This is a genomic window from Shewanella sp. 10N.261.52.F9 (assembly GCF_041471165.1).
Classification (GTDB): domain Bacteria; phylum Pseudomonadota; class Gammaproteobacteria; order Enterobacterales; family Shewanellaceae; genus Shewanella; species Shewanella marinintestina.
The window spans coordinates 316,668-338,366 of sequence record NZ_JBFRNX010000013.1 but is presented as its reverse complement, the minus strand read 5'-3'; the positions used below and the strand labels follow the sequence as shown (position 1 = coordinate 338,366).

Below are 21,699 nucleotides of genomic sequence, written 5' to 3'. Positions count from 1 at the left end.
AGCCGTATTAGCGGCTCTGCTTTACGGAGCTAGTTTACAGCTCACTAAAAAGCCCACTCATACCAATTGGTATGAGTGGGCTTTTTGTTTTTAGCGTTTAATTTTTAGGGTATTTAGGTTGAGATTTAGCTTTTTGTTTAGCGATGACTCGTTGCCATTTTCCTTTGAGGCTAGCAAGCAAAGGGGAATGCACTCTAGATTCTGTTATTTGGCTAAAGACCTTAAATTTATTTGGGCCATGGCGACGGCTAATATTGAATTGTGGATACAGCTGTTGCAGCTTGAGTGCATCTTTTTCTGGTGATAATTCAGGGTTGAGTTTATACAGCTCGCCTCCTACAGGACGCGTATGGACAACGGCGGCAGCATCGATGACTGCAATCTTATTACGCTCTGGATTTTCAATTAAGTGTGGCCAAAGAGCATCTAAGCCCCAACCTGATGGACTCTGGCCCAAGCTATGTTTTAAATGGGTTAACGCGTCACTTGAGAAAATAGGCACCATCACTTCAACAAAATTGCTGTAGCGTAAAATTGAGTTTGATTGACGTAGTAAGCTTGAGTGCGAAAAATAGGAGTTCATCGTGAGCGCTGGTTGAGCTAACGCAAGATTAAACCCCTCAAATAAACTGAACATATTATTGATGGTCTTAGCATCTGCAAGAATGTCGTCATCTGGGATCCATACTGCATCATATTGCGAGATCACATCCCAATTCGCTTCAATTAGTTTATGAACGACAGGCCATTTCCCGCCTTTGACTTGTTCATAGTAATTTGCCTCTTCTTGAAAGTGCTTAGGTTTGTCACCGAAGTAGCTCAGGAATAAGTCGAAGTTGGCAGTCGCATTTTTTAACCAATGCGAATGCAGTGAGTTGTCACCGACCCGGGCAATGACTAAGTATTTTTTCATATCAATAGCTCTGAATATCTGGTTATTGCTCAATGAAAGCCGGCATAGTTTGCTTGCTAATTATCGATTCTTGGAAGCACTTACTGACGGTTAATGCCTCATCGATAGTGACGTCCATATCTAAGTAACGATATGTACCTAGACGACCAACAAAAGTAATGTTCTCTTGCTGTTTAGCGAGTGCGATATAGCGCTCTAATAACGCGTTGTCATCACTTAACCTGACTGGATAGTATGGCGTATCATCAGGCGTTGCTTCACGGCTATATTCTTTGAAAATTACAGTGCTAGCGTGCTCTTCCCAAGGGGTAAAGTGTTTATGTTCGCTAATACGAGTGTAAGCTTGGCTATTATCGCAATAGTTAATTACAGCATTACCTTGGTAGTCGCCCTGATGGGTTTCTTTGACAAAATCTAGGGTTCTATATGGCAGTCTACCAAGCTGGTAATCGAAATAAGCATCTAACGGCCCAGAGAAAAAAACATGATCATAATTGCTCTTCATGGCTGCACTGAACGTTGAATTTAGCTTTACTTGTATATTTGGGTGAGCCAGTAGTTTTTCGATAAGTGGCGTGTATCCTTCAAGCGGCATCCCCTGAAATGGATGACTAAAGTAGTTGTCGTCGTAATTAAACCTAACTGGTAGTCGCTTTAAAATACTCGCAGGTAAGCTATCGGGTGAGCGACCCCATTGCTTGATAGTGTAATCTTTGAAAAAGGCTTGATAGAGCGATTCTCCAATCATTTTCTTTGCTTGGTCTTCAAAGTTTTTAGGCTCTTTAATCCTACTATCAGCTTGGTTCGCTATGAAGTTTTTAGCTTCAATTGGCGACATTTGCGCGTTAAAAAATTGATTGATGGTGTGTAGGTTAATTGGCAGCGAATAGATCTGGCCTTGAGTCCTCGCTTTTACCCTATTGGTAAAAGGCATAAATTGACCTAATTGACAGACATAGTTCCACACGTGAGCTTTATCAGTGTGGAAAATATGTGGGCCAAAATGGTGCAGCATTATCTTGCTATCAACATCTCTCGAAGAGTAGCAATTACCAGCAACATGATTGCGCGGTTCGTAAACGGTAATTTTATGGCCGGCTTTTGCAAGTTCATTGGCAATGACAGCACCTGAAAAACCTGCGCCTGCAATTCCAATCTTAAGAGTCATTCTTTCAGTGTTATCGATTGAGTTATAGGCCTTACAGTTTACATTGCGAGTATTTATTATGAGTAATTATTATCATGTTAAGCGTATTAAATTGAGTTTAGTTAGCATTCTTGTTGGTAAATTGTGTTTTTACGGGGTTGGGCATGTTGCAAGTAGTTTGTGTGTTATCTTTGCTTGTTATTTATACGCTATTTTAATCTGCCCTAGCTAGATTATTTCAAAGGAGTTATTTATTACTTTTACAGCTAAAAAGGATGAATTGTTAGCACGGCTGGTGGATGAGAATAATGTATTACGTGAAAAAATCGATGCGTTGAGCAAACAAAATAAAATCTTAGAACAAAAACTTAATGCTGCACTTGATGGCACGGGACTTTGTCTTTGGGAGCAACATATTCCAACTGGCAATTTAACCATGTTCAATATGGAGTGGGGCTCACTCTTAGGTTATACCATTGATGAGCTCGCTGCGCATGTCAATAGCTGGAAAGGCAATCTTCACCCTGATGACAGAGAATGGGTTATCGCTAATTTTGAAGACCATGTTAGCGGCAAAACAGACTCTTACGATGTGACCCATAGAATGGTCCATAAAGACGGTACTGTTAGTTGGGTGTCAGACCGAGGACGAGTGATTGAGTTTGGCGACAAAGGTGAGCCAATTCGTATCATGGGGACACATGTCGATATCACTAAAGAAAAACGCTACGAGTTAGAGTTAGCCAAGCTTGCCCATCGCGATCCATTAACTGATCTACTTAACCGTAAAGCATTAATTGAAGCATTTAACTCGCAAAGAGAGCAAACTGCATGCGGAGCATTAATGTTTATCGATCTCGATGACTTTAAGTCGAATAATGACCGCTATGGCCATAAATTTGGTGATAGTTTACTGATTAAAATTGCTGAGATATTGCAATTACAGGTTCCAGATTCCAAGGCAATTGCAAGAATGGGTGGGGATGAGTTTGTGCTCCTGTTTGAGTCAAATGATCGTACACTGCTTTCAGAAATTGCTGACAGGATATTAAGCGCTTTTGGTTTGAACGTTTTAGTAGAGAATAAAAGTATTAATATCGGTATGAGTATCGGGATTAGCTTATTCACTGTTCAATCTTTTGCCGAGATCTGTGAACAAGCTGATCACGCCATGTATGAAGTAAAGCGTCAAGGTAAAAATAGTTATCTATTTCACCAGTAATTAAGGCTAAAAGCGATAGATAATACTACACGGCAAAATCAGCTACACCACTAACCCCGAGCTATTTGGTAATGGCTAATCTTGCAGGGCTCAACTCTTGGCTTAAGCGGATAAAGCTTTCTGCTGCTGGGGTTAATGGTAAATTTTTACGCCAAATTAATGCTAAATCCCAGGTCAGTTGCGGTGATAGCGGTCGATACGTTAAGCGAGTCGAATTCACTTTATGACAAATAGGCTCTGGTAAGATCGCGAGTCCCATTTTTGACTCAACCATTGCGGCAATAAAATCCCATTGGCCACTTTGTGCGGCAATATTCAATTCGATATTGGCCTTATGGGTCAGTCGGCGAATAAGTTTAGCGAGTGAGAAGTCATCGTTATAAAGGATGAAAGGATAATGAGCTAAGTCTGACCAAGAAATCGATGCTTTTTTAGTGAGAATATGGTCTTCGGGTAAGCAAGCAAATAGCGGATAGCCGCCAAGGTTATGGCTACAGAAATCCTGAGTATGAGTGGTTGGCAAAGCCGTAAATGTTAGGTCAAGCGTGTCATTTAGCAAAGCTTGCTCTGCTGCAAAACCACCGAGTTCAACAATACTCACGTCTATTCGTGGGAAGCGCTTGCGATATTGTGATAGCAAATCAATAACCATTTCTCCCATCATAGGGCATACCCCTAGTCGCAGTTGTCCAGTTTGCAATCCGTTTAAGCTGTTCATTTCTTCTTGCAAACGATGCCATTGCCCAACGATCTGTTTCGCACTACTTTCGAGTAAACGTCCAGCCTCGGTTGCAATGACTTTTTGATTATTACGTATGAGTAACGGCTGTTCTAAATGCTCTTCTAATCGTTGGATCATCTTGGTTAAAGTGGGTTGAGTAAGGTGTAATCTTTCTGCCGCACGGGTGTAATTACCGACTTCAAGTAAGGTAATGAAACAGTGCAAACTTTTGATCTGTATGTTCATGCCTATTTGGAATCCATTTAATAATAACTATTCATTTTACTAATAACTTGGAGGCGGTTACTTTAGCACCAATTAAGCAGTTTTGTTTGTTTTTAATACATTAATGGGATCTAAAATGAAGTCATATCAAGGTTTATTTGCTCAAGCTCTGTATCTCGCAGCTAAACCATTAGACAAAGAGCAGAAGCAAAAATTAGCAGCGGCTTCAGCCCAGCGCATTGACTCAGGGCAAGCAAGCACAAAGCAGGCTTAATATAGCCTGCTTGTATATTGTTATTTCCAGCCCATAAGCCAGTCCGTCTCTTGTGTTAACTCGCGCCAATTAATTGAAAACTCAGCGCGAGTCAGCACAGCTTCTATCAAACATAAGCTCACTTCTCCTTGCTCATCAAATTTCACTTTAGTCACCATAAAGTGTTTCTGCTTTTTCTGCGTATTAACCGCAGTCCATTTGCTCTGTAGTAGTTTTTTCGGGTTAATTTTATTCATAGGCTTGAATACGATTAGCGTAAAAAATAGATCATTTATCTATTAAGTAAATATCTCAATTTTGAATAGCTTTATTACAATGAGGCTTTAATTAATAGTCATTATTCTGTCAATTTCATCATTCTGTTTGTTTTTTATATTATTAATATGTTTTTTGTTTTTATTCCCGTGAATATTAATTTTTAAATAATGGTGTTCGGGCTTCTATATTTTTAACTAAGTAAATTTAATTGGTAGAGATTAAAATCTTAAATGTATATCGTTCTGAATGTTAATGTCGTCTTTTGCTGCGGTTTTAGTTTTTGCAACCGATAGGTGGTAATCGCTGGTTGGTGATATGTGTCACACATTAAGTTTTAAATAACAATTTGTTTTTTATTTTGCAATTATTGGCTCGTTTCTGGCTATAACGATTATTAGGTGTTTTTATTTTGTCACTCTGCTTAATTTGGTGATATATAGGTCCTTTAGCGATGAACTATTAGTTAAGCTATTTCGGATTAATGCGGGTTTTAGATAAGTGAATACTTTTAATGAGTTTAAGTGAAAATAGAGTTAGAGCCATGTGTATATTTTATCGGCGGAATATCATATTTTCATTAATTGGTTTGTCTTATTTTTTTTCATCGATAACTTTCGCTAATGAGCAAGAACAAGTCATACCTTTTGAACTCGCTGCAGAGCTATTAGAAATAAAGCAACAACTAGCAGACTGGGATAAGCTTAAGCCTGCTATTGAAAGACTGGTTCATAATGAGGAGGACTTAGCACTGCTGATCTCTGAGTTAAGTAAAATATCAATGTTGCAGCATAAACCTTTGAAAGTCGTAACGCCTCAAGAAGTGGTATTGCCATCACCAGTTATTAATAAAGTAGAAAATGCTGCAAACAATAATAAGGTGACCGAAATAAAAAATGGTCATAATGCTTATGGCATTCATCTATCTTCCTACTCTAATAGTAATAACCTAAAGGCAGGTTGGCTTAGTTATAAAAAAAGGTTTCATGATTTATTGGTTGATGGTCAACCAATGCAGGTCGATTTTGTTAGTAAAGGTAAGAGTTTCTCTCGGTTGGTCTATGGGCCATACTCGAGTAAAAAATCGGCATTATCAATATGCCGCCTATTAAAAGTCGAAGGGCAGTACTGTGCCGTAGTTGAATATAAGGGTGAGAGAATATAAAAGGATTTTATGAAGTATTATGGAAAAAGAACTTAGTTGTAAATTTAATTAAAGTTAAATTTTATAATGCCGATTAGTTATCTAGCTTTATCTTTTCTATTTTTAGCCTAAGTTTAACTTGGTTTGTTGTCACCTTTGGTTTTTATTTAATCAAAGTGTGTCTTGGCGTTATTTATTAAATACAATAATGTGTAAAATGGAGTTTTAAATGAAAAATATTTCTATGGTGGCAAAAGCTGTTGGCTTAGCATTAGTTATGGTTGTATCTGCACCAGTTATGGCTGCTGAAACAGAGAATGCTACAGCATCTGTTACTGTTAAAAATGCTTTTGAAATGGTTGTGGCTAAGCCATTAAACTTTGGTGAAATCACTGCAGTAGTCGACCTGACAGATACTGATGGCGTAAGTGCCAGTATTACAATGTCGCCAAACCCAACTGAGCAGGCAACTGTAGTTAATGGTGCTGGAAATGCGGCAACTATTAGATCACTAGTACCGGGTGAACCTGGTGAAGTTACCGTTGCTGGTGTTGCACCATATTCAGAGTTAAGTGTGACTTTACCGACAACTCCAACCAATGTTGTAGCTGCTTCAGCACCTCCAGGATCACCTAAGTTTGTATTAAGTACTATTACGGCATTTATTACATCAGGCGATAATGACGGCACGCTTTATGTTAATGATACAAATAAGTTGACTGCAGACGGTCAAGGTAATGCGAGCTTTAACTTTGGTGGCACGTTAACGACAGATGTATACGTTGCTGATTCCAATGTTATTGATAGACAATATCAAGATGGTGAGTTTACCGGTACTTTTCCAATTACTGTTAGCTACTAAGTAAAAATAGACTTAGGTGGCGAAACATATGTTTAGCCACCTTATATAAAAGGCTAGCTTTGAAATCCATTTTATTTTTGGTTTTAACAACGGTCATTTTTGACGTAAGTGCAGATGTGTATTTTGAACAGCCGCTATCGTTTGGCACTATAGTGATACGTGATAACAGCATTCAAAGCAGTGTGATAGTGCCTACCTTTGGCCATAGCACTTCTTCAGGACAGCTGTTGATCATTAAGCCCGGAGAAGCAGCTGAAATGGTCATTACTGATTACCCACCTTATGTCGATCTTTCAATTACTCCCATGTTGCCTGTTATAACGACTGTTGCATCAGGAGATACTGAACAATTCACCTTAAGTGAGATCTATATTGAGCAGAGTATTCGTACAGACAGTGCAGGTATGGCTATCGCTCAAATGGGTGGCAAGCTGATGACCTCAGGTAATGGTAAGCATTATCTGAATACTTCCTATCAAGCCGTTTTTTATTTAGATATTAGTTATTAGTTCAGTCAACAACTACAGAGTAACTCTGTAATTTTATAGGGCCTAGACCCCATCACTAGAGTGAATTATATTCCATTTGTTTTGAGTATTTTCTATGTTTAAGCGCTTATTAAAAGCTACATTTTTTGGGTCAATATGCTTATTTTCATTTATCAATTCAGCTCAAGCTAGCTTATTGGTGTCTCCTATCCGGGTTGCTTTTGAGGGACGCGAAAGATCCTATGAGATTGTACTTATAAACAGCAGCTCTGAAGTCAAAACATACCGTCTTGCGTGGCAAGAAAAGTTAGCTTTACCAAGTGGTGGCTATAAAGACCTAACATCAGAAGAGGCAATTGGCTATCCCTCAGCTAGCAAAATGCTGCGCTTTAGTCCGAGGCAGGTGACTTTGAAACCTAATGAGCGTCAGATTGTTAGGTTGGGTCTAAGGCGCCCTAAAGATCTTGCTGATGGAGAGTATCGCTCGCATTTAAAGTTAGAAGCGTTACCGCCAAAACGAGCTAAAAAGTCAGATGGTGAAATGTCGATTAATTTGGACGTTTTGTTAAGTTACAGCCTGCCAGTAATCGTTAGGCAAGGAAAAGCTAACCCTAAAGTTGAGATTACGTCAAAGGTGTTACGCTTTGATCAACATAGTGGCAAAACCATGTTGAACGTTAATTTAACTCGAACTGGTGAATATTCTACTGCTGGGAATTTAGTTGCGTATTGGCTAGGTGAACAAGGGGATGAGCAAGTTGTTGCGCGCTTAAATAACGTCAATATATATCCAGAGGTCAATCAAGCTATTAAGTCTATGGCTTGGATTGCCAAAGATTTCACGCCGTCTAACGGCAAGCTGCGTATTGTTTATGAAGGACAGCAAGAATTTAACGGGCAAGTTTTTGCAGAGAAAGAGTTTGCTGTAACCGCAGAAGCATTTACTAACAACTAGCTATTTTTGTGGTGGATGTTGACCAGAGTTGGTGAATACTTTGCTGTTATTCGAATTTAAGGGAAAGTAGTGCGCTATCGTCTAAGTTACGCATTACTTTTATCTCTACTTCTCAGCTATGCAGGCTCCGCAAGTGCGCAGCCTGCTTTTATTGCTTTTATATCTTCTCAACACGCCTTACCTGTAGTTATTCAATCAGAGCAAAACGTTCAGCTTGCAAGTTTAAATAATGCCGACGTTGCGCGCACTTTAGCGAGGCTGAAGCAAAGTTACAGCTTGTCATTGCAGGAGCTACAATCCCAAGCTGCAGTTTTAGCATCTACAACTGATGACGCTAGTGTAAACGTAGAACTCTCTACTGAGCAGTTGGGTATTCCCGAAGGGGAGGAATTACTGCTATCTCTTTATGTCGATAATCATTATTTGTCAGATGTGTTTGCTATCAAAAGTAAGCAAAATGCGCAATTTAGTTTAATTGGGCTATTTGAGTTAATTGATTTTCCAATTGAAGGCGACTTTGATAATCGCATGGTTAAAGGCTGGTATTTAGATGAGACTCGTCAATTTTTAATGCGCCTACCTGAAGCGGGAGAGGAAGTCGTTAATGTCTCGGTTAACCAGCAGGATTTCGAATTAGAACCTAGTCATTACACCCTTATGGCTGATGATATTTATATTGCCGGCGATGAGATTGAACAGTGGTTTGGTATCACTTTTGACTATAGTTTTTCAGATTTAAAGGTAGATATTAGCAGCTCCTCGCCGTTACCTGTACAACAAAGGTTAGCACGAAAAAAGCGTCAACTAAATCAAGCTGTAAGTCGCAATAGAGAGGCTGTGTTGCCTTGGAAAGAATCTAATTATCAAGCGATATCCTCTCCTTTAGTCGATGTGCAGGTTAACGCTGCAGTGACAGAACACAACAATTATCAAAGTTACTCGATAATTGGCGGTCATGATTTCGCATTCTTAAGTAGTGAGTTTTATGCCAGCGGCAATAGTAACGATGCATTGACGGACTTACGTTTAACCTTATCAAAAGAATCGGCTGCTGGGGACTTACTAGGCCCATTAAAGGCGACAGAATTTAGATTGGGTGATATTACTCCTGTGAGCGTTGGAGTTGATGGCACGCTCGGTCAAAGTCGCGGTATTTCAGTAACTAATGATAAAACAGGTGTATCAGCCAACAATAGAACCATCAATCTCAGTGGTGATATTCAACCTGGCTGGGATATCGAGCTATATCAAAACGGTTTACTGATCAGGCAGGCACTTAGTTTGCAAAATGGTCGCTATGAGTTTAACGACATCGAATTGCTGTATGGTGATAACCAATTTGAGATGATCGCTTATGGCCCGCAAGGACAGGTTAAAACCGAAACTAAACAAGTTTATGTTGATAGTAATAAACTCAAAGCTAACGAGAGCAGCTATAGTGTTTCGCTTGCTGAAATTGGTAAAGGTTTATCTGGTATCTCTAGTACACCTGACGATAATGAAACGGGTTGGGTGCTAAGCTCGACCTATGAGCGCGGTTTAACTGATTGGGCATCGATTAATTTAGGTGTGCAAGAGCAGTTATCAGAACAGGGCACTTCTGTCGATACTTATGCCATTGGTGGTAATTTTAATCTGTTTGAACGTTTTCTTGTTGATGCTGATTATCAAATTAAAGGTCATCAAGACAGCACATTTGCTGTTTCTGGGCGAACCCAAATTGGTAACCAATCTTTAAGCTTGCGTTATCAGGCATCAGAAAAGACCTTAGAAGATTTAAGTCAGCAACAACATACAGAATATAATTTTGACCACAGTGGATATATTTTTCAAGGCTCTCCCTATCGTTTAAATTATCGAAATCATTGGCGACAAACTCAAACGAGTAATGGCGCAAAGCACGATGAGTTCGGCAACTTGCTCGCGATAAGTACTGGTTGGGCAAACATTAATAACCAATTAACTTGGTATACGGGCCACTCTTCAAGTGACGCAGCTTTAGATGACTCGCTTACAGGCCAATTACAGCTACAAAAGAGTTTTGGTTGGGCTTTTAGCAGGGTGAAACTAGATTATTTTATTCAGCCAGAAGCTGAAATTTCTCGATTTTCTACCGAGCTATCCATCCCAATTAACACTCATCTACAATCTGAACTTGAGCTTGATTACTACCCTATAACTGATCTGTTAAGTAGTAGTGCTAGCTTAAGCTGGCAGCATAATGCATTTAGTCTTAATTCTACTGTTTCTTATGATAATACAGGCGACTGGTCATTAGGTTTGTATGGCCGCTTTAGCTTTGGTTATGAGCCAGAAACTGAGCAAGTGTTTATGTCATCGCGTAGCTTATCTGGTGCGGGAGCCTTAATGGTGCGGGTGTTCGAGGATGATAACCTTAATGGACGGTTTGATGCTGGTGAGGCTGTTATTGAAGGCGCAAGAGTAAAAGGCGTGCAACAGTACCGCTATGGCACTAGTAATCAAGATGGCGTGGCGATGTTAACCTCAATGTCTAGCCAGAAGAAAACCGATATTGTGCTTGATCAAAAAAGCCTAGGTGATCCTTTCTTAATTCCCGCTATTCCTGGGGTCTCTATCACCCCAAGGCGTGGTCATATACAGACTTTAGATTTTCCTGTCGTTAACGCAGCAGAAGTTGAAGGTACTGTGTATGTGCGCGAAGTCGATGGTACTGAATCTATCGCACCTTATGCCACAGTCAACTTAGTCAATGCGGCAGGTGATATTGTCGCCACTACAGAAACAGAATTTGATGGATATTACTTGTTTACTGATTTAATTCCGGGCGATTACCAATTATCTATTGATGCTAATTACCTTGAACGTAAGAAGTTACGTGGTGAGTCACAAATGGCGATTACCTTGCAAAATAATGGCGATGTAATGAATGGTGCTGACTTTACGTTTGCAGAGATCATGACGAGCAAAGGCTATGTAATGAACCTCGGTAAATTTAATTCACTCGCCATGCTCAAAACCTACTGGCAGTTGGTGAAGCATAATTATGACGATGCCATGAGCCAACAAGTATTTTATATCGAAGATAAACAAACCAAGCGTTATGCGTTAAATGTAGCCTTTTTGGCTCGTAAACAACAAGCTGAAAACGGTTGCTCTCAAATTACAAAACAAGGTCTAAAGTGCAGTGTCGAGCCTTTTGAGTTCGAATTTGAATCATAATAAATTTAGGCTTTTTCTATTTAAATCATATTACTTTTCAGAGACAGTCTTGTGGAAATGAGTTTTAGAATGAATGTAGTGAACTATCGAGCTTGCCGTAAAGCAGCGGCTTTGCTTGTTGCCATAATGAGCTTAACTGGCTGTGCTAATCAGGCTGATATCGCGCTTGAAAAGCAACGAGTTGCAGAGCAAAAGCAACTAAAAGACAAAATAGAACAATTAGAGCAAGAGCTTGCTGAGTGGCATCAAATGAAGGCTGGTCTATCCCGTTTGATTGTTATTGAGGGCGACTTGAAGTTATTGGTTGAGCAACTCACTATGTTGGCGGCAGGAGGCCAAGCACCTGTTAGGCCAGCTCCAATAACGCCTAAAGCGACTAAACAAATGCCAACGTCCGTTTCGTCAGATTCAATAGCAGTAGCAAGTTCAACGATGGAGGTTAAACACCAAATTTCGAGCCAAAGCAGTGACAATAAAGTTGACGGAGTACAAGTTGACCACATGGCTGCAGCTGAGAGCACGAAAACAGAAGTTAATGTGCCAGAAGCTTTAGCTATTAGAAGTTACGCATCAGCATATCCGGGTGGGCCTGAGCAACCTATCGAGTCTAATCCAAAGGTTTTGAACTATGCAAATAAGACGCAAGCAGAAGCTAAAGCCGCTCGGAAGAAAAGTGGTTTTGCATTGCAGTTATCATCAGTGGATAAATTCTCTCGTATCGAGCCTACTTGGTTTGAGTTAAATAGTCGTTTTGGCACTCAGTTAGCTCGTTATGTGCCGAGGTATGAGCGTGTTTTAGTTAACGGAAAAACATATTACCGAATTAAAGTTGGCGAGTTTACTCAGCGTCAACAAGCATTGTCAGCGTGTACTAGCATGAAGCAAAGTGGTTTGGATTGTATTGTGGCGACTAGTGTTGGTATAAACCTCTATAGCAGCTAGTTTGTATGGCTAAAATGTGAGTGAAAATAAACTTGGCTAATGAATATTGCTATGTTCATTAGCCAATTGGGTTCCTCGATGTTTAGTTCAGTAGCTCATGTTCAGGTGGTAACTGGCGGCTTATCCAAAGTACTAATTTGTGCTTCATATTGGGACCATCTTCTTTGTCTTTTGGTAGTGCTTGAATAAGGTTGTCTTGTACTAATAAGCGGTAAATACATTCGACTTTATCTTTGGGAGAGATCCCTTGGCCAAAATCAGCAAAGCCTCTTTTTTTGGCGTAGCCAACACCAATTTCTAACGCGAGCTTCAGTAGTTGTGCATCGTGCTTACCTGACTTCATATAGACGCTTCTTATGTCGATTGATGTAGCCCTAACGTTACCTGAATATCAAATGATAGCAAGTGAGATTATGTTTATAAAATCGTTAAAATCCCACTTAGATACAGCCTATTATTTAACTTTATGTCGCTGCTTGTATTGAAGTGGTGAAAGTCCATGCCAGCGTTTAAATGCGCGAGTAAAGTTACTGGGATCTTTAAAGCCTAAACGAAATGAAATATCAATCACTGCCAACTGATTATTGGCTAAGTATTTGATAGCTAATTCTTTACGAACGTTTTCAACTAACTCACTGAAACTTGTACCTTCTTGGCGTAACTTACGTTGTAGGTTGCGGCTGCTCATATGAAATGACTGGGCTACCGTATCCCGTAAAGGATTGCCTAACGTCATAGAGAAAGTAATTGCTTCTGTCACTTTTTTACTGAAGGCTTGCTGGCTAATCGTTTGAAAATAAGCCTGAATAGCTTCATCGTTACTCAATGCTAGTTGTCTATTTGCAGACGGAAAAGGTCGTTGTAAAGCAGTGTTTGAGTAGTAAATTTTATTGCTGTTGGCCGCATATTTGATCGGACAATTAAACAGATCATTAAAGGGTTTCGAGTTGAAAGGCTGTCGACGTTCCAGTTCTAATCGATAGGGAATTATTTGTCCGTGGCTGACCTGAAATGCCATTAAATAACTAGTGGCCATAAATGCATCTATGGCTTCATCTGCATAATGCCTTCCGGCTATTTTATTAAAACATAATGCGGATTCATGTTCGCCATGCTCTATATTCACCTCTAATACATTACTAATAATGCTGTAATAGCGCTTTACTCTTACCCAGGCATCGTTGAGGGATTCACTTACTAGCAATGAGAAACTCAATGCATTAAAGCTAGTAGGCTGCACAAAATTAGCGACCTTTAAACCTATTGCTTCATCCCCTGTTAGCGTCACTGCTTTACGCCATAACAGTGTCATTTGGCTTACTGGTAAGCGGGCATTAGGATCAATTAATACAGAGGGGTCAATGGCAAGTTCATCTAGAATTTTTTGACTGCTAGCGCCAGAGGCATCAATGGTGCGACACACTGCTAACGCCCAAGATGCGATAGTTGTAGATTCAACTTTAGTTATATTCTTGTCCTTCAAAGTCATAAACCTGTCTCTCGCCGACCATTAATCCACTGCATCATGGTTTAGGTTACAAATAAAGCGGCTTAAGCTCAATCTTTATTAAGAGGGGGGGGACACGTAGGATAAGGCTTGCTGCAACGCATTGAGGGAGTGGCATTTTTGCCGAGTAACTATAAGGAATAATAATGAATCATTACTCGTTTATATCTAAATCAGGTTTGAAAAAAGGCTCTGCAATATTGGCTGCTTGCTTATCGTTCATAATAGCGGGTTGCGACAGTGACTCGGATGGCGGGTCTCAAGGTAAGCAAATTGAGTCTAGTGCTTGCTTTTGGGTTGGCCCGTATAACATTGACCACCCTGAGCGTAACTTTGCCTACCCTGACACAGGGGCTAATTATTGGCATGCTGGGTACACTTTGCCTGAAGGGGCAAACTTAACTCTTCACGGTGAATATCCTTATGCACGTTATATTTCACTTAATAGCTATCGTGCCGATACTACGCCAGCAACAGCGATTACTGATAATCAAATAGTGGCAGATGACGGGTCTTATAATCCCTTTATTCAAGATGCTGAGCGACAAAAGCAACGACGAGAATTTACCTTAACAGTTGCTCAAGGAGAGCCCTCTGGTGATTTACCCGCTAATACCTTGTTTGATTATGCTAAACAGGGAGATAAAGCGGTATTGATCTATCGGATATATGTCGGTGATGAGGGGCAAGATGAGCAAGCAGGTTTTGAGCTGCCAGCGGTAGAGTTAACGCTAGCTACGGGGGAGCAACTTTATGGCCAGCAAGCTTGTGATGTTCTGCAAGCAGATACTGAAGATCTTGCCATCCCACTAGTGCCTAAAGAAACCTATGCTAAAGTTCGTTCAAATCCCGCTTTTGACCCAGCTAAAACCCCCGCTATTTGGCGTGCAGCTTATAACGGTACGTATGGGTTTCAATGTAACTTTCTAGGGCAATGTGCTGGAGAGCCTGAGCGTAGCGTGAACTTTTACGCTAATGCAGATAACCAATATATCAGTACTTTTTTAGACTCAAATTTTGGTGAAGTGGCTGTGACTCGAGGGAAATTACCGCGTGTGCCGCAAACCTTTAAAGGCAATACCGTGTTTGATGAATCGGACTCGCAGATAAGGTATTGGTCAATTTGCCAGAACGAGTACTATTCGCAAGTGGTAACCGATTGTCTGTTTGATGAACAACTCGTTACCGATGAAGAGGGTTATTACACTGTGGTAACGAGTCGAGACTCTTTTAAACCGAATAATGCTAATCCTGATTGCGGTTACAACTTTTTACCTTGGACCGAGCAAGGCGATGGCTTTGGCCGAGCTGTTGAAGGTGGCAATAATAAGCTCAATGAAGCAATGCTAATCGTACGTAATATGCTTCCACAAGAAGGGTTTGCGCAAGCGATTCAAAATACCAGCACTCCAGGTGATGAGTACGTGATTATGGGGGAGTATTTGCCAACAACTGAATATATGAGTCGTGCAGACTTTGAGTCTTTGGGCTGTAACACCTAATCCTGCGGTAGCTATAATTGCTAAAAGGCCGCCGCAAGGCGGTTTTTTTGTGCAAAATTTAGTTTGATCCTGATCATGATTGTTCTCAGTTTAGCTTCCTTAAAGACGCGTTTTAGCTAAGCTAAAATTAGGATAAGGATAATCAGCAGAGGTGACTTCATGGGTAAAGTGTTAGTGATTTCGCAGCGGCAAGAAGCACATATTAATGCCGTGGTAAAAGGCGTTGAATTAGCTAAGTTACTTGGTAAACGCGCCGAGGTATTTGCATATAGTTTTGAATACTTTGGCGATGCAGAGTTTTATAATCCTAAGTTTGTCGCGGTAGCACAAAAGCACGTGATGAAGCAGCGTGAGGCCAAAATAGAGCAAATGCTGCAGGATATTGATGAACAAGACACACCGATCCACAGCGTGTGGAGTAAAGATTTATTTGAACATGCCTGTCATCATTCAAAGCGCCATGACTTTGATCTTATCGTAAAGGCGGTACATCACGCCGATCATTATCTGCCTGTCGACTGGAGTCTCATTCGCCACACTCGCGTGCCACTCATGCTGTTAACCGACAACCCATTGCATAAAGGTAATAGCGTAATGATGGCGCTGGATCTAGACAGTAAAAAAACCTTAAAGCAACAGCTTAATCAGGCGGTGATCCGCCAAGCAACCGCGCTGGCACAGGCTACAGGCAGCCAATTACATTTGGCGTACGTGATCCGCTTGCCACAGGTTATCCATGATATGGAGATTGTCGATACCCATGCATTGGTGCGAGAAGCTAAGCAAAGGCATCAGCCATTATTCGATGAGCTTAACTTAACTGATGACTGTGTGCATATTACGGTCGGCGAGCCAGACTTATGTTTGTATCAGTTAGCTTGTGAGCATAAAGTGCAATATCTGGTGCTTGGTGCAGTGCAACGTCAAGGCGTTTATGCTTATGTGGTGGGTAATATGGCTGAGTCTATTTTGAGCCGCACTCGCAGCAATGTATTAATCGTGCCAGCAAGAGAAGGGCAACTGTTACCGATAGAGTGAGCATCCAATAAGATAACAAACAAAAAACCACCTCAAATGAGGTGGTTTTTTTATGCTTTAAAACCCGCTAGCGCTTACTGAGCTGAAAAGTCGTTCTCGACTAATTCTTGCTTATTTTCAGCTTGAGGCGTGTGGCACTGAGTACAGTTGTAGTACTCATTGTTTAGCTTACCATCGGCCAACATATGCGATGGATCAACCGCAGTTGCCTTCATACGCTTGGCTTTTGCTGGGCTGTGACAGCTGATACAGCCGTTACGCTTCAGCGTAATTGGGTAGTCTGCTTTGTGTGGGATCATTGGTGGTTGATGTACAAAAGTACGTTCAATTGATTTACCACGTTTAGGATAAAGCGGCGCCGGATCGGCTGCACGAATATCGGTGATCTCAGACTTACCCAGTGAGCTAATGTTCACAGGCTCGGCTTGAGTATTCGCTTGCTGACCAGAGCAAGCACTAAGCGCCATTACTAGCGCAGCTAAGGTGAGTACTTTTTTCATTGGTTGTTCTCCGCCTTTAGGGCAATTCGATTTTGATTCTTTCGATTCTGAAACTGGAAAACGCGTTGGGCGCAAACGTCGATACAACGGCCGCATTGAGTGCAATCACTGTTGGTGATCATAGGCTGCTTACCTTTGAGTGCAGGCTTTAATACCTGTCTTTCAGGGCATACAACAAAGCAATCCATACAGTTGTCGCAATCTTTTGCGTTTACAGCAGATACTTTTACCGGACTCACTTTGCCGAGTAGGCCAAAGAGTGCACCTGTTGGGCATAAATGCCCACACCATGCTCGCTCACTGATAAATAAGTCCAGTAAGAAGATAGCGGCCAAAATCCATAAACCGCTGCCAGCGCCAAATAGTGCCGCGCGGTACAATACAGGAACAGGGTTAACCCATTCCCATACCGTTAGGCCGGTCATTACAGGCAATAGCAGTACGAGCGCAAGTAGGTAATAGCGTAAGTTTCTTGGCATCTCTGAGGTGCGAGGCAAGTTCATCTTACGGCGTAACCAACTCGCTAAGTCTGTCACCATGTTCACGGGGCAGACCCAGCTACAAAATACTCGGCCACCTAATACTGCGTAAAACAGCGCAATAATAACGGCACCTAGTATTAGGCTTAACTCGGGTAAATGGCCTGTCATCAACACCTGTAAAGTGGCAAGTGGATCTGACAAGGGCACAACGCCGAAGAGTTCGCTGGCAGAAAGATTACCTTTAAGTAACCAAACGCCAGCCCACGTTGCGATGAAGGGGCTAAGGGCAAACATGGCAAAGACACTGACTTGGCTTACACGGCGTAAGAACAAGAACTTGTGGGCGCGCCACCAGCCGAGTTCTTTCACTGCCGCATTAGCAAAGCCATGTGTTGTCGGTTTTTGCTTTAGTGTTTGGCTCATAGCTCAAGCCCCTTGTTTAACATCTCAAGCGTGGTCTCTTCGGTGTTGATATAAGTATCGTGTGCAGCAGCTTTACCAACAGCAATATGAGGCGGTAGCACTTTGATCGCAGCTTGTTCAAGCACGCAAGCATGTTCACATTTACCGCAGCCTGTGCAGCTATCGCTGTTGACTGTGGGTAAAAACATAGCATGATGACCACTGCGTTCATTGTGCTGCATTTCAAGGGTGATTGCGTCGTCGATTAGCGGGCAAACCCGGTAACAAACATCGCAACGTAGCCCTTTAAAGTTAAGGCAATTTTTCTCGTCTATTAATACCGCAACACCCATCTTAGCGTCTTCGATATCCGTTAGTTCATGGTTAAGCGAGCCAGATGGGCAAGCTTTAACGCAAGGGATATCTTCACACATCTCACAAGGGATAGTGCGCGCAGTAAAGTAGGGCGTGCCCGTTGGAACACCTTCAAACCAGCGAGCCAGTTTTAGGGTGTCGTAAGGGCAAGCATCTACACATAAACCACAGCGTACACAGGCCGAGAGAAAATCGTTTTCACTTAATGCGCCTGGCGGTCGAATCGCGAGCGGGTCTAACTGACTAGATTGCTTAGCAACTGCCGTTAATCCCATTCCTAGCAAGCCCATCGCACAGCCTGCTTTTGCCGATGTGGCTAAAAACTGGCGGCGATTGACGCCTTTAGATGCGAACTTACTGTGATTGACCGTACTCATTTGCGTTAGTTTTCTCCGCTTTTGCTCAAGCGATTAAAGTTAAATTTATTAGTGAAAAGCTTATGCTTTCATCACTTTAACTGGACACTTCTTGAAGTCTGTCTCTTTTGACAGAGGATCAGTTGCATCAAGTATTAACTTGTTGACCAGCTGGCGCGCATCGAAGAATGGCATAAACGCCACGCCTCTTGGCGGCTTGTTACGGCCTTTAGTTTCAACACGGGTTTTCACTTCACCGCGAGGTGAAGCTACGATGACTTCATCACCACGTTTTAGACCACGTGCTTTAGCGTCTTCAGGATGCATAAAGATCTGTGCATCTGGGTAAGCGCGATAAAGCTCAGGTACACGAGCGGTCATTGAACCCGTGTGCCAATGTTCAAGTACACGACCGGTTGATAACCAGATATCGTATTCCTCATTCGGCTCTTCAGCAGCAGGCTCATATGGTAGGGCGAAAATAACCGCTTTACCGTCTGGCTTACCGTAGAAGTCAAACTCCTTATCGCCTTTCACGTAAGGATCACCCTTAGAGAAGCGGCGTAAGGTTTCTTTACCATCAACTACTGGCCAGCGAAGACCACGTGTTTCATGGTAAGCATCAAAATCTGCTAAATCGTGAGCGTGGCCACGACCAAACTGGGCGTATTCTTCGAATAGGCCTTTTTGCACGTAGAAACCAAATGCTTCAGACTCGTCGTTGTACTCGCCTTTACATTCGCTTGCTGGGAACTTGTTGACGACGCCGTTGGCATAAAGCACGTCAAATAGAGTTTTATCAGCCAGTTCAGGTTGCTTAGCAATCAGCTCAGCAGGCCATACTTCAGACACCTTAAAGCGCTTAGAGAACTCCATTAGCTGCCACAAGTCAGACTTAGCGCCTTCTGGTGCTTTAACTTGCTGGTGCCACATATGGGTGCGACGCTCTGCGTTACCGTAAGCCCCTTCTTTTTCTACCCACATAGCGGTTGGCAAAATCAAGTCGGCTGCCATTGCAGTCACTGTTGGGTATGGATCAGACACCACGATGAAGTTTTCTGGGTTACGGAAACCTGGGTACATTTCGTCGTTAATGTTCGGGCCGGCTTGCATGTTGTTGGTACACATAGTCCAGTAACAGTTCAGCTTGCCATCTTTAAGCATGCGGCTCTGAAGTACCGCGTGGAAACCAGGCTTTGGCGGAATCGTGCCTTGTGGTACTTGCCATAGCTTCTCAGTAATTTCACGGTGCTTAGGATTCATCACCACCATGTCTGCTGGCAGACGGTGGGCGAATGTACCCACTTCACGTGCAGTACCACAAGCTGAAGGCTGACCTGTTAGCGAGAATGGGCTGTTACCTGGAGTCGCGATCTTACCGGTTAGCAAGTGGATGTTGTAAAGCATGTTGTTGGCCCACACACCACGGGTGTGTTGGTTAATACCCATGGTCCACAAGCTCATCATCTTAACGTTTGGATCAGCATACGCTTTCGCCATAAGCTCTAGCTTTTCAGGCTCAACACCACTCATTTCTGCAGCGTATTCAAGCGTGTAAGTGCTTACGAATTTAGCGTACTCGTCAAAGCTGATTGGTGCGAACTTACCGTTACCAGGGTTCTTGGCTTTCTTTTCAAGCGGATGGTCTGGACGCAGACCGTAACCGATATCGTCAGTACCCAATGCAAAGGTGGTGTGCTTGTTCACGAAGTCTTTGTTTACTGCATCGTTTTGAATGATGTAGTTAGCAATGTAGTTAAGGATCACAAGATCTGACTGTGGACGGAATACCATCGCGTTGTCTGCTAAGTCGAAGCTACGGTTTTCGAACGTCGATAACACATGCACACGGCTTGTTGGGCTGCTTAGACGGCGATCTGATAGACGTGCCCAAAGGATTGGGTGCATCTCAGCCATGTTGGCGCCCCAAAGCACGAATTGGTCTGCCGCTTCTAAGTCATCGTAACAACCCATTGGCTCATCAATACCAAAGGTACGCATAAAGCCAACAACCGCTGATGCCATACAGTGGCGAGCATTCGGGTCGATATTGTTAGTTAAGAAACCGGCTTTGTGCAGTTTAGAGGCAGCGTAGCCTTCCCAAACAGTCCACTGACCAGAACCAAACATACCAACGGCTGTTGGGCCTTTGGTTTTAAGGGTGTTCTTCCACTTGTCAGCCATGATGTCGAAAGCGCTATCCCAGCTGATTGGGGTGAACTCTCCTTCTTTATCATATTGACCGTCTTTCATACGTAGAAGCGGTGTAGTGAGGCGATCTTTACCGTACATGATTTTAGAAAGGAAGTAGCCTTTAATACAGTTAAGACCTTTGTTCACAGGGCTTTCAGGGTCACCTTTGGTGGCGACCACTTTGCCATTGTCAGTGCCCACTAGAACACTACAACCTACGCCACAAAAACGACAAGGTGCTTTGTCCCACTTGATGCTATCTTTTTGCTCTGCAGCTTCAACTATCTTAACTGGCAGAGTCGCGCCTACGGCTGTTGCGGCAGCAACGGCGGCGTTGGCTTTTAGAAACTCGCGACGGCTAATGCTCATGGTGTTCCTCACTCTTTTTTTCTACTGGATCGACTTGATGATAAATAAGACTGCTATTAAGCACGCCTTCAAGGGCGTTAATTGCTTCTACGCTATCGAGAATGGCGCGTTGGGTGTCACCTTCAACGGTGACAACAAACTTACCTTCGTCAGTAACGGCATGGATTTCGGTGCCTGACAGTGCTGAGATCCTGTTGTTAATCTCAGCTACAGCATGTGGTGCGGCGTGCACAACTAGGCTGGTAATATGAAATTCTTGGCTCATCTGTTTACCTTCTGTGATTTGGCAAATAACACTCATTTTGGAATAGTGCTGCGGTTACTTACCAAGGTTTATATCGAGTCTAGACCTCATGAAAATTGTGGGTATACCTCACAAGGGGTATTGGGAGTTTTTGTAGACCAAGATCAACTTTTTGAGGGTGATCTAGTTCTCAAATTGACCAATAAATATTAGGGGGTTGTTGGAATTTTGTCCATCCAGAATGTTAGCTTGCGCTACATTAAAAACTAAATATATTCAAAAGCTTGGTTAATGATAACCATTCTTATTTACCGGGTTTATTCTGGTTGGTTTCAGGCGTTTTTTATATTTATCACTGGGGAAAGTGACGCAGTTTGTCGAA

The 21,699-nt window shown here is 42.1% G+C and carries 21 protein-coding genes; 10 read left to right on the top strand and 11 right to left on the bottom strand.

Annotated elements, in window-relative coordinates:
• Window positions 1–97 precede the first annotated feature (97 nt).
• Window positions 98–913: a DUF707 domain-containing protein gene (locus AB4298_RS10480; protein WP_371986657.1), complete on the bottom strand. Its 816-nt coding sequence runs from the start codon at window positions 911–913 to the stop codon at window positions 98–100.
• A 22-nt stretch (window positions 914–935) separates the two neighbouring features.
• Window positions 936–2,081: a UDP-galactopyranose mutase gene (gene glf / locus AB4298_RS10475; RefSeq protein WP_248998181.1), complete on the bottom strand. Its 1,146-nt coding sequence runs from the start codon at window positions 2,079–2,081 to the stop codon at window positions 936–938.
• 274 nt (window positions 2,082–2,355) lie between these two features.
• On the opposite strand from glf, the gene AB4298_RS10470 reads away from it, so the two are divergent.
• Window positions 2,356–3,282 carry a diguanylate cyclase domain-containing protein gene (locus tag AB4298_RS10470; protein WP_371986656.1) on the top strand — a complete coding sequence of 309 codons (927 nt, stop codon included), beginning with the start codon at window positions 2,356–2,358 and terminating at the stop codon, window positions 3,280–3,282.
• Between the two features lie 61 nt (window positions 3,283–3,343).
• On the opposite strand, the gene AB4298_RS10465 is transcribed toward AB4298_RS10470, so the two are convergent.
• Complete coding sequence (locus tag AB4298_RS10465; RefSeq protein WP_248998183.1) at window positions 3,344–4,249, bottom strand: LysR family transcriptional regulator; 906 nt, start codon at window positions 4,247–4,249, stop codon at window positions 3,344–3,346.
• A gap of 115 nt (window positions 4,250–4,364) precedes the next feature.
• On the opposite strand from AB4298_RS10465, the gene AB4298_RS10460 reads away from it, so the two are divergent.
• The gene (locus AB4298_RS10460) at window positions 4,365–4,502 is read left to right on the top strand and encodes a hypothetical protein (RefSeq protein ID WP_371986655.1); all 138 of its coding nucleotides are present in this window, start codon (window positions 4,365–4,367) and stop codon (window positions 4,500–4,502) included.
• 20 nt (window positions 4,503–4,522) lie between these two features.
• Here the strand turns inward: AB4298_RS10460 and AB4298_RS10455 are convergent, their stop codons facing one another.
• Window positions 4,523–4,738: a TIGR02450 family Trp-rich protein gene (locus AB4298_RS10455; RefSeq protein WP_248998185.1), complete on the bottom strand. Its 216-nt coding sequence runs from the start codon at window positions 4,736–4,738 to the stop codon at window positions 4,523–4,525.
• A 533-nt stretch (window positions 4,739–5,271) separates the two neighbouring features.
• On the opposite strand from AB4298_RS10455, the gene AB4298_RS10450 reads away from it, so the two are divergent.
• The 6 genes from AB4298_RS10450 to AB4298_RS10425 all read left to right on the top strand — a co-directional run bounded on the left by AB4298_RS10450 (window position 5,272) and on the right by AB4298_RS10425 (window position 12,349).
• Window positions 5,272–5,922: an SPOR domain-containing protein gene (locus AB4298_RS10450; protein ID WP_371986654.1), complete on the top strand. Its 651-nt coding sequence runs from the start codon at window positions 5,272–5,274 to the stop codon at window positions 5,920–5,922.
• A gap of 208 nt (window positions 5,923–6,130) precedes the next feature.
• Window positions 6,131–6,763 carry a hypothetical protein gene (locus tag AB4298_RS10445; protein ID WP_248998187.1) on the top strand — a complete coding sequence of 211 codons (633 nt, stop codon included), beginning with the start codon at window positions 6,131–6,133 and terminating at the stop codon, window positions 6,761–6,763.
• Window positions 6,764–6,822: 59 nt separating this feature from the next.
• Complete coding sequence (locus tag AB4298_RS10440) at window positions 6,823–7,272, top strand: DUF4402 domain-containing protein (RefSeq protein WP_248998188.1); 450 nt, start codon at window positions 6,823–6,825, stop codon at window positions 7,270–7,272.
• A gap of 178 nt (window positions 7,273–7,450) precedes the next feature.
• Window positions 7,451–8,206, top strand: a complete 756-nt coding sequence (locus AB4298_RS10435; RefSeq protein ID WP_371986653.1) for a fimbrial biogenesis chaperone — start codon at window positions 7,451–7,453, stop codon at window positions 8,204–8,206.
• 69 nt (window positions 8,207–8,275) lie between these two features.
• Window positions 8,276–11,407, top strand: coding sequence for a sporulation protein (locus tag AB4298_RS10430; RefSeq protein WP_248998190.1), 3,132 nt, complete (start codon window positions 8,276–8,278; stop codon window positions 11,405–11,407).
• 69 nt (window positions 11,408–11,476) lie between these two features.
• On the top strand, window positions 11,477–12,349 hold the full coding sequence (locus AB4298_RS10425; RefSeq protein WP_371986652.1) for an SPOR domain-containing protein: 873 nt from the start codon (window positions 11,477–11,479) through the stop codon (window positions 12,347–12,349).
• A gap of 82 nt (window positions 12,350–12,431) precedes the next feature.
• Here the strand turns inward: AB4298_RS10425 and AB4298_RS10420 are convergent, their stop codons facing one another.
• Window positions 12,432–12,692, bottom strand: coding sequence for a DUF5062 family protein (locus AB4298_RS10420; RefSeq protein ID WP_248998192.1), 261 nt, complete (start codon window positions 12,690–12,692; stop codon window positions 12,432–12,434).
• Between the two features lie 111 nt (window positions 12,693–12,803).
• Complete coding sequence (locus AB4298_RS10415) at window positions 12,804–13,838, bottom strand: AraC family transcriptional regulator (RefSeq protein WP_371986650.1); 1,035 nt, start codon at window positions 13,836–13,838, stop codon at window positions 12,804–12,806.
• Window positions 13,839–14,002: 164 nt separating this feature from the next.
• Here AB4298_RS10415 and AB4298_RS10410 point away from each other — a divergent pair, with 164 nt between their 5' ends.
• Together AB4298_RS10410 and AB4298_RS10405 are read left to right on the top strand one after the other, a co-directional pair.
• Window positions 14,003–15,358, top strand: coding sequence for a hypothetical protein (locus tag AB4298_RS10410; RefSeq protein ID WP_371986648.1), 1,356 nt, complete (start codon window positions 14,003–14,005; stop codon window positions 15,356–15,358).
• 159 nt (window positions 15,359–15,517) lie between these two features.
• Window positions 15,518–16,396, top strand: coding sequence for a universal stress protein (locus tag AB4298_RS10405; protein WP_371986646.1), 879 nt, complete (start codon window positions 15,518–15,520; stop codon window positions 16,394–16,396).
• A gap of 74 nt (window positions 16,397–16,470) precedes the next feature.
• Here the strand turns inward: AB4298_RS10405 and AB4298_RS10400 are convergent, their stop codons facing one another.
• Genes AB4298_RS10400 through AB4298_RS10380 form a run of 5 tightly spaced genes read right to left on the bottom strand, consistent with a single transcriptional unit; the run spans window position 16,471 to window position 21,338 of the window.
• Complete coding sequence (locus AB4298_RS10400) at window positions 16,471–16,896, bottom strand: nitrate reductase cytochrome c-type subunit (protein WP_220759032.1); 426 nt, start codon at window positions 16,894–16,896, stop codon at window positions 16,471–16,473.
• On the bottom strand, window positions 16,893–17,801 hold the full coding sequence (napH, locus tag AB4298_RS10395; RefSeq protein ID WP_371986644.1) for a quinol dehydrogenase ferredoxin subunit NapH: 909 nt from the start codon (window positions 17,799–17,801) through the stop codon (window positions 16,893–16,895). The genes AB4298_RS10400 and napH overlap by 4 nt, the downstream gene beginning before the upstream one ends.
• A complete protein-coding gene (gene napG, locus AB4298_RS10390; protein WP_371986643.1) occupies window positions 17,798–18,532 on the bottom strand; it encodes a ferredoxin-type protein NapG in 735 nt (244 codons plus the stop codon). Before napG ends, napH begins: the two co-directional genes overlap by 4 nt.
• A 60-nt stretch (window positions 18,533–18,592) precedes the next feature.
• Entirely contained in the window at window positions 18,593–21,073 is a 2,481-nt protein-coding gene (gene napA / locus AB4298_RS10385) for a nitrate reductase catalytic subunit NapA (RefSeq protein WP_371986641.1), read from the bottom strand.
• Window positions 21,063–21,338 carry a chaperone NapD gene (locus AB4298_RS10380; RefSeq protein WP_220759036.1) on the bottom strand — a complete coding sequence of 92 codons (276 nt, stop codon included), beginning with the start codon at window positions 21,336–21,338 and terminating at the stop codon, window positions 21,063–21,065. The genes napA and AB4298_RS10380 overlap by 11 nt, the downstream gene beginning before the upstream one ends.
• Window positions 21,339–21,699: the final 361 nt, after the last annotated feature.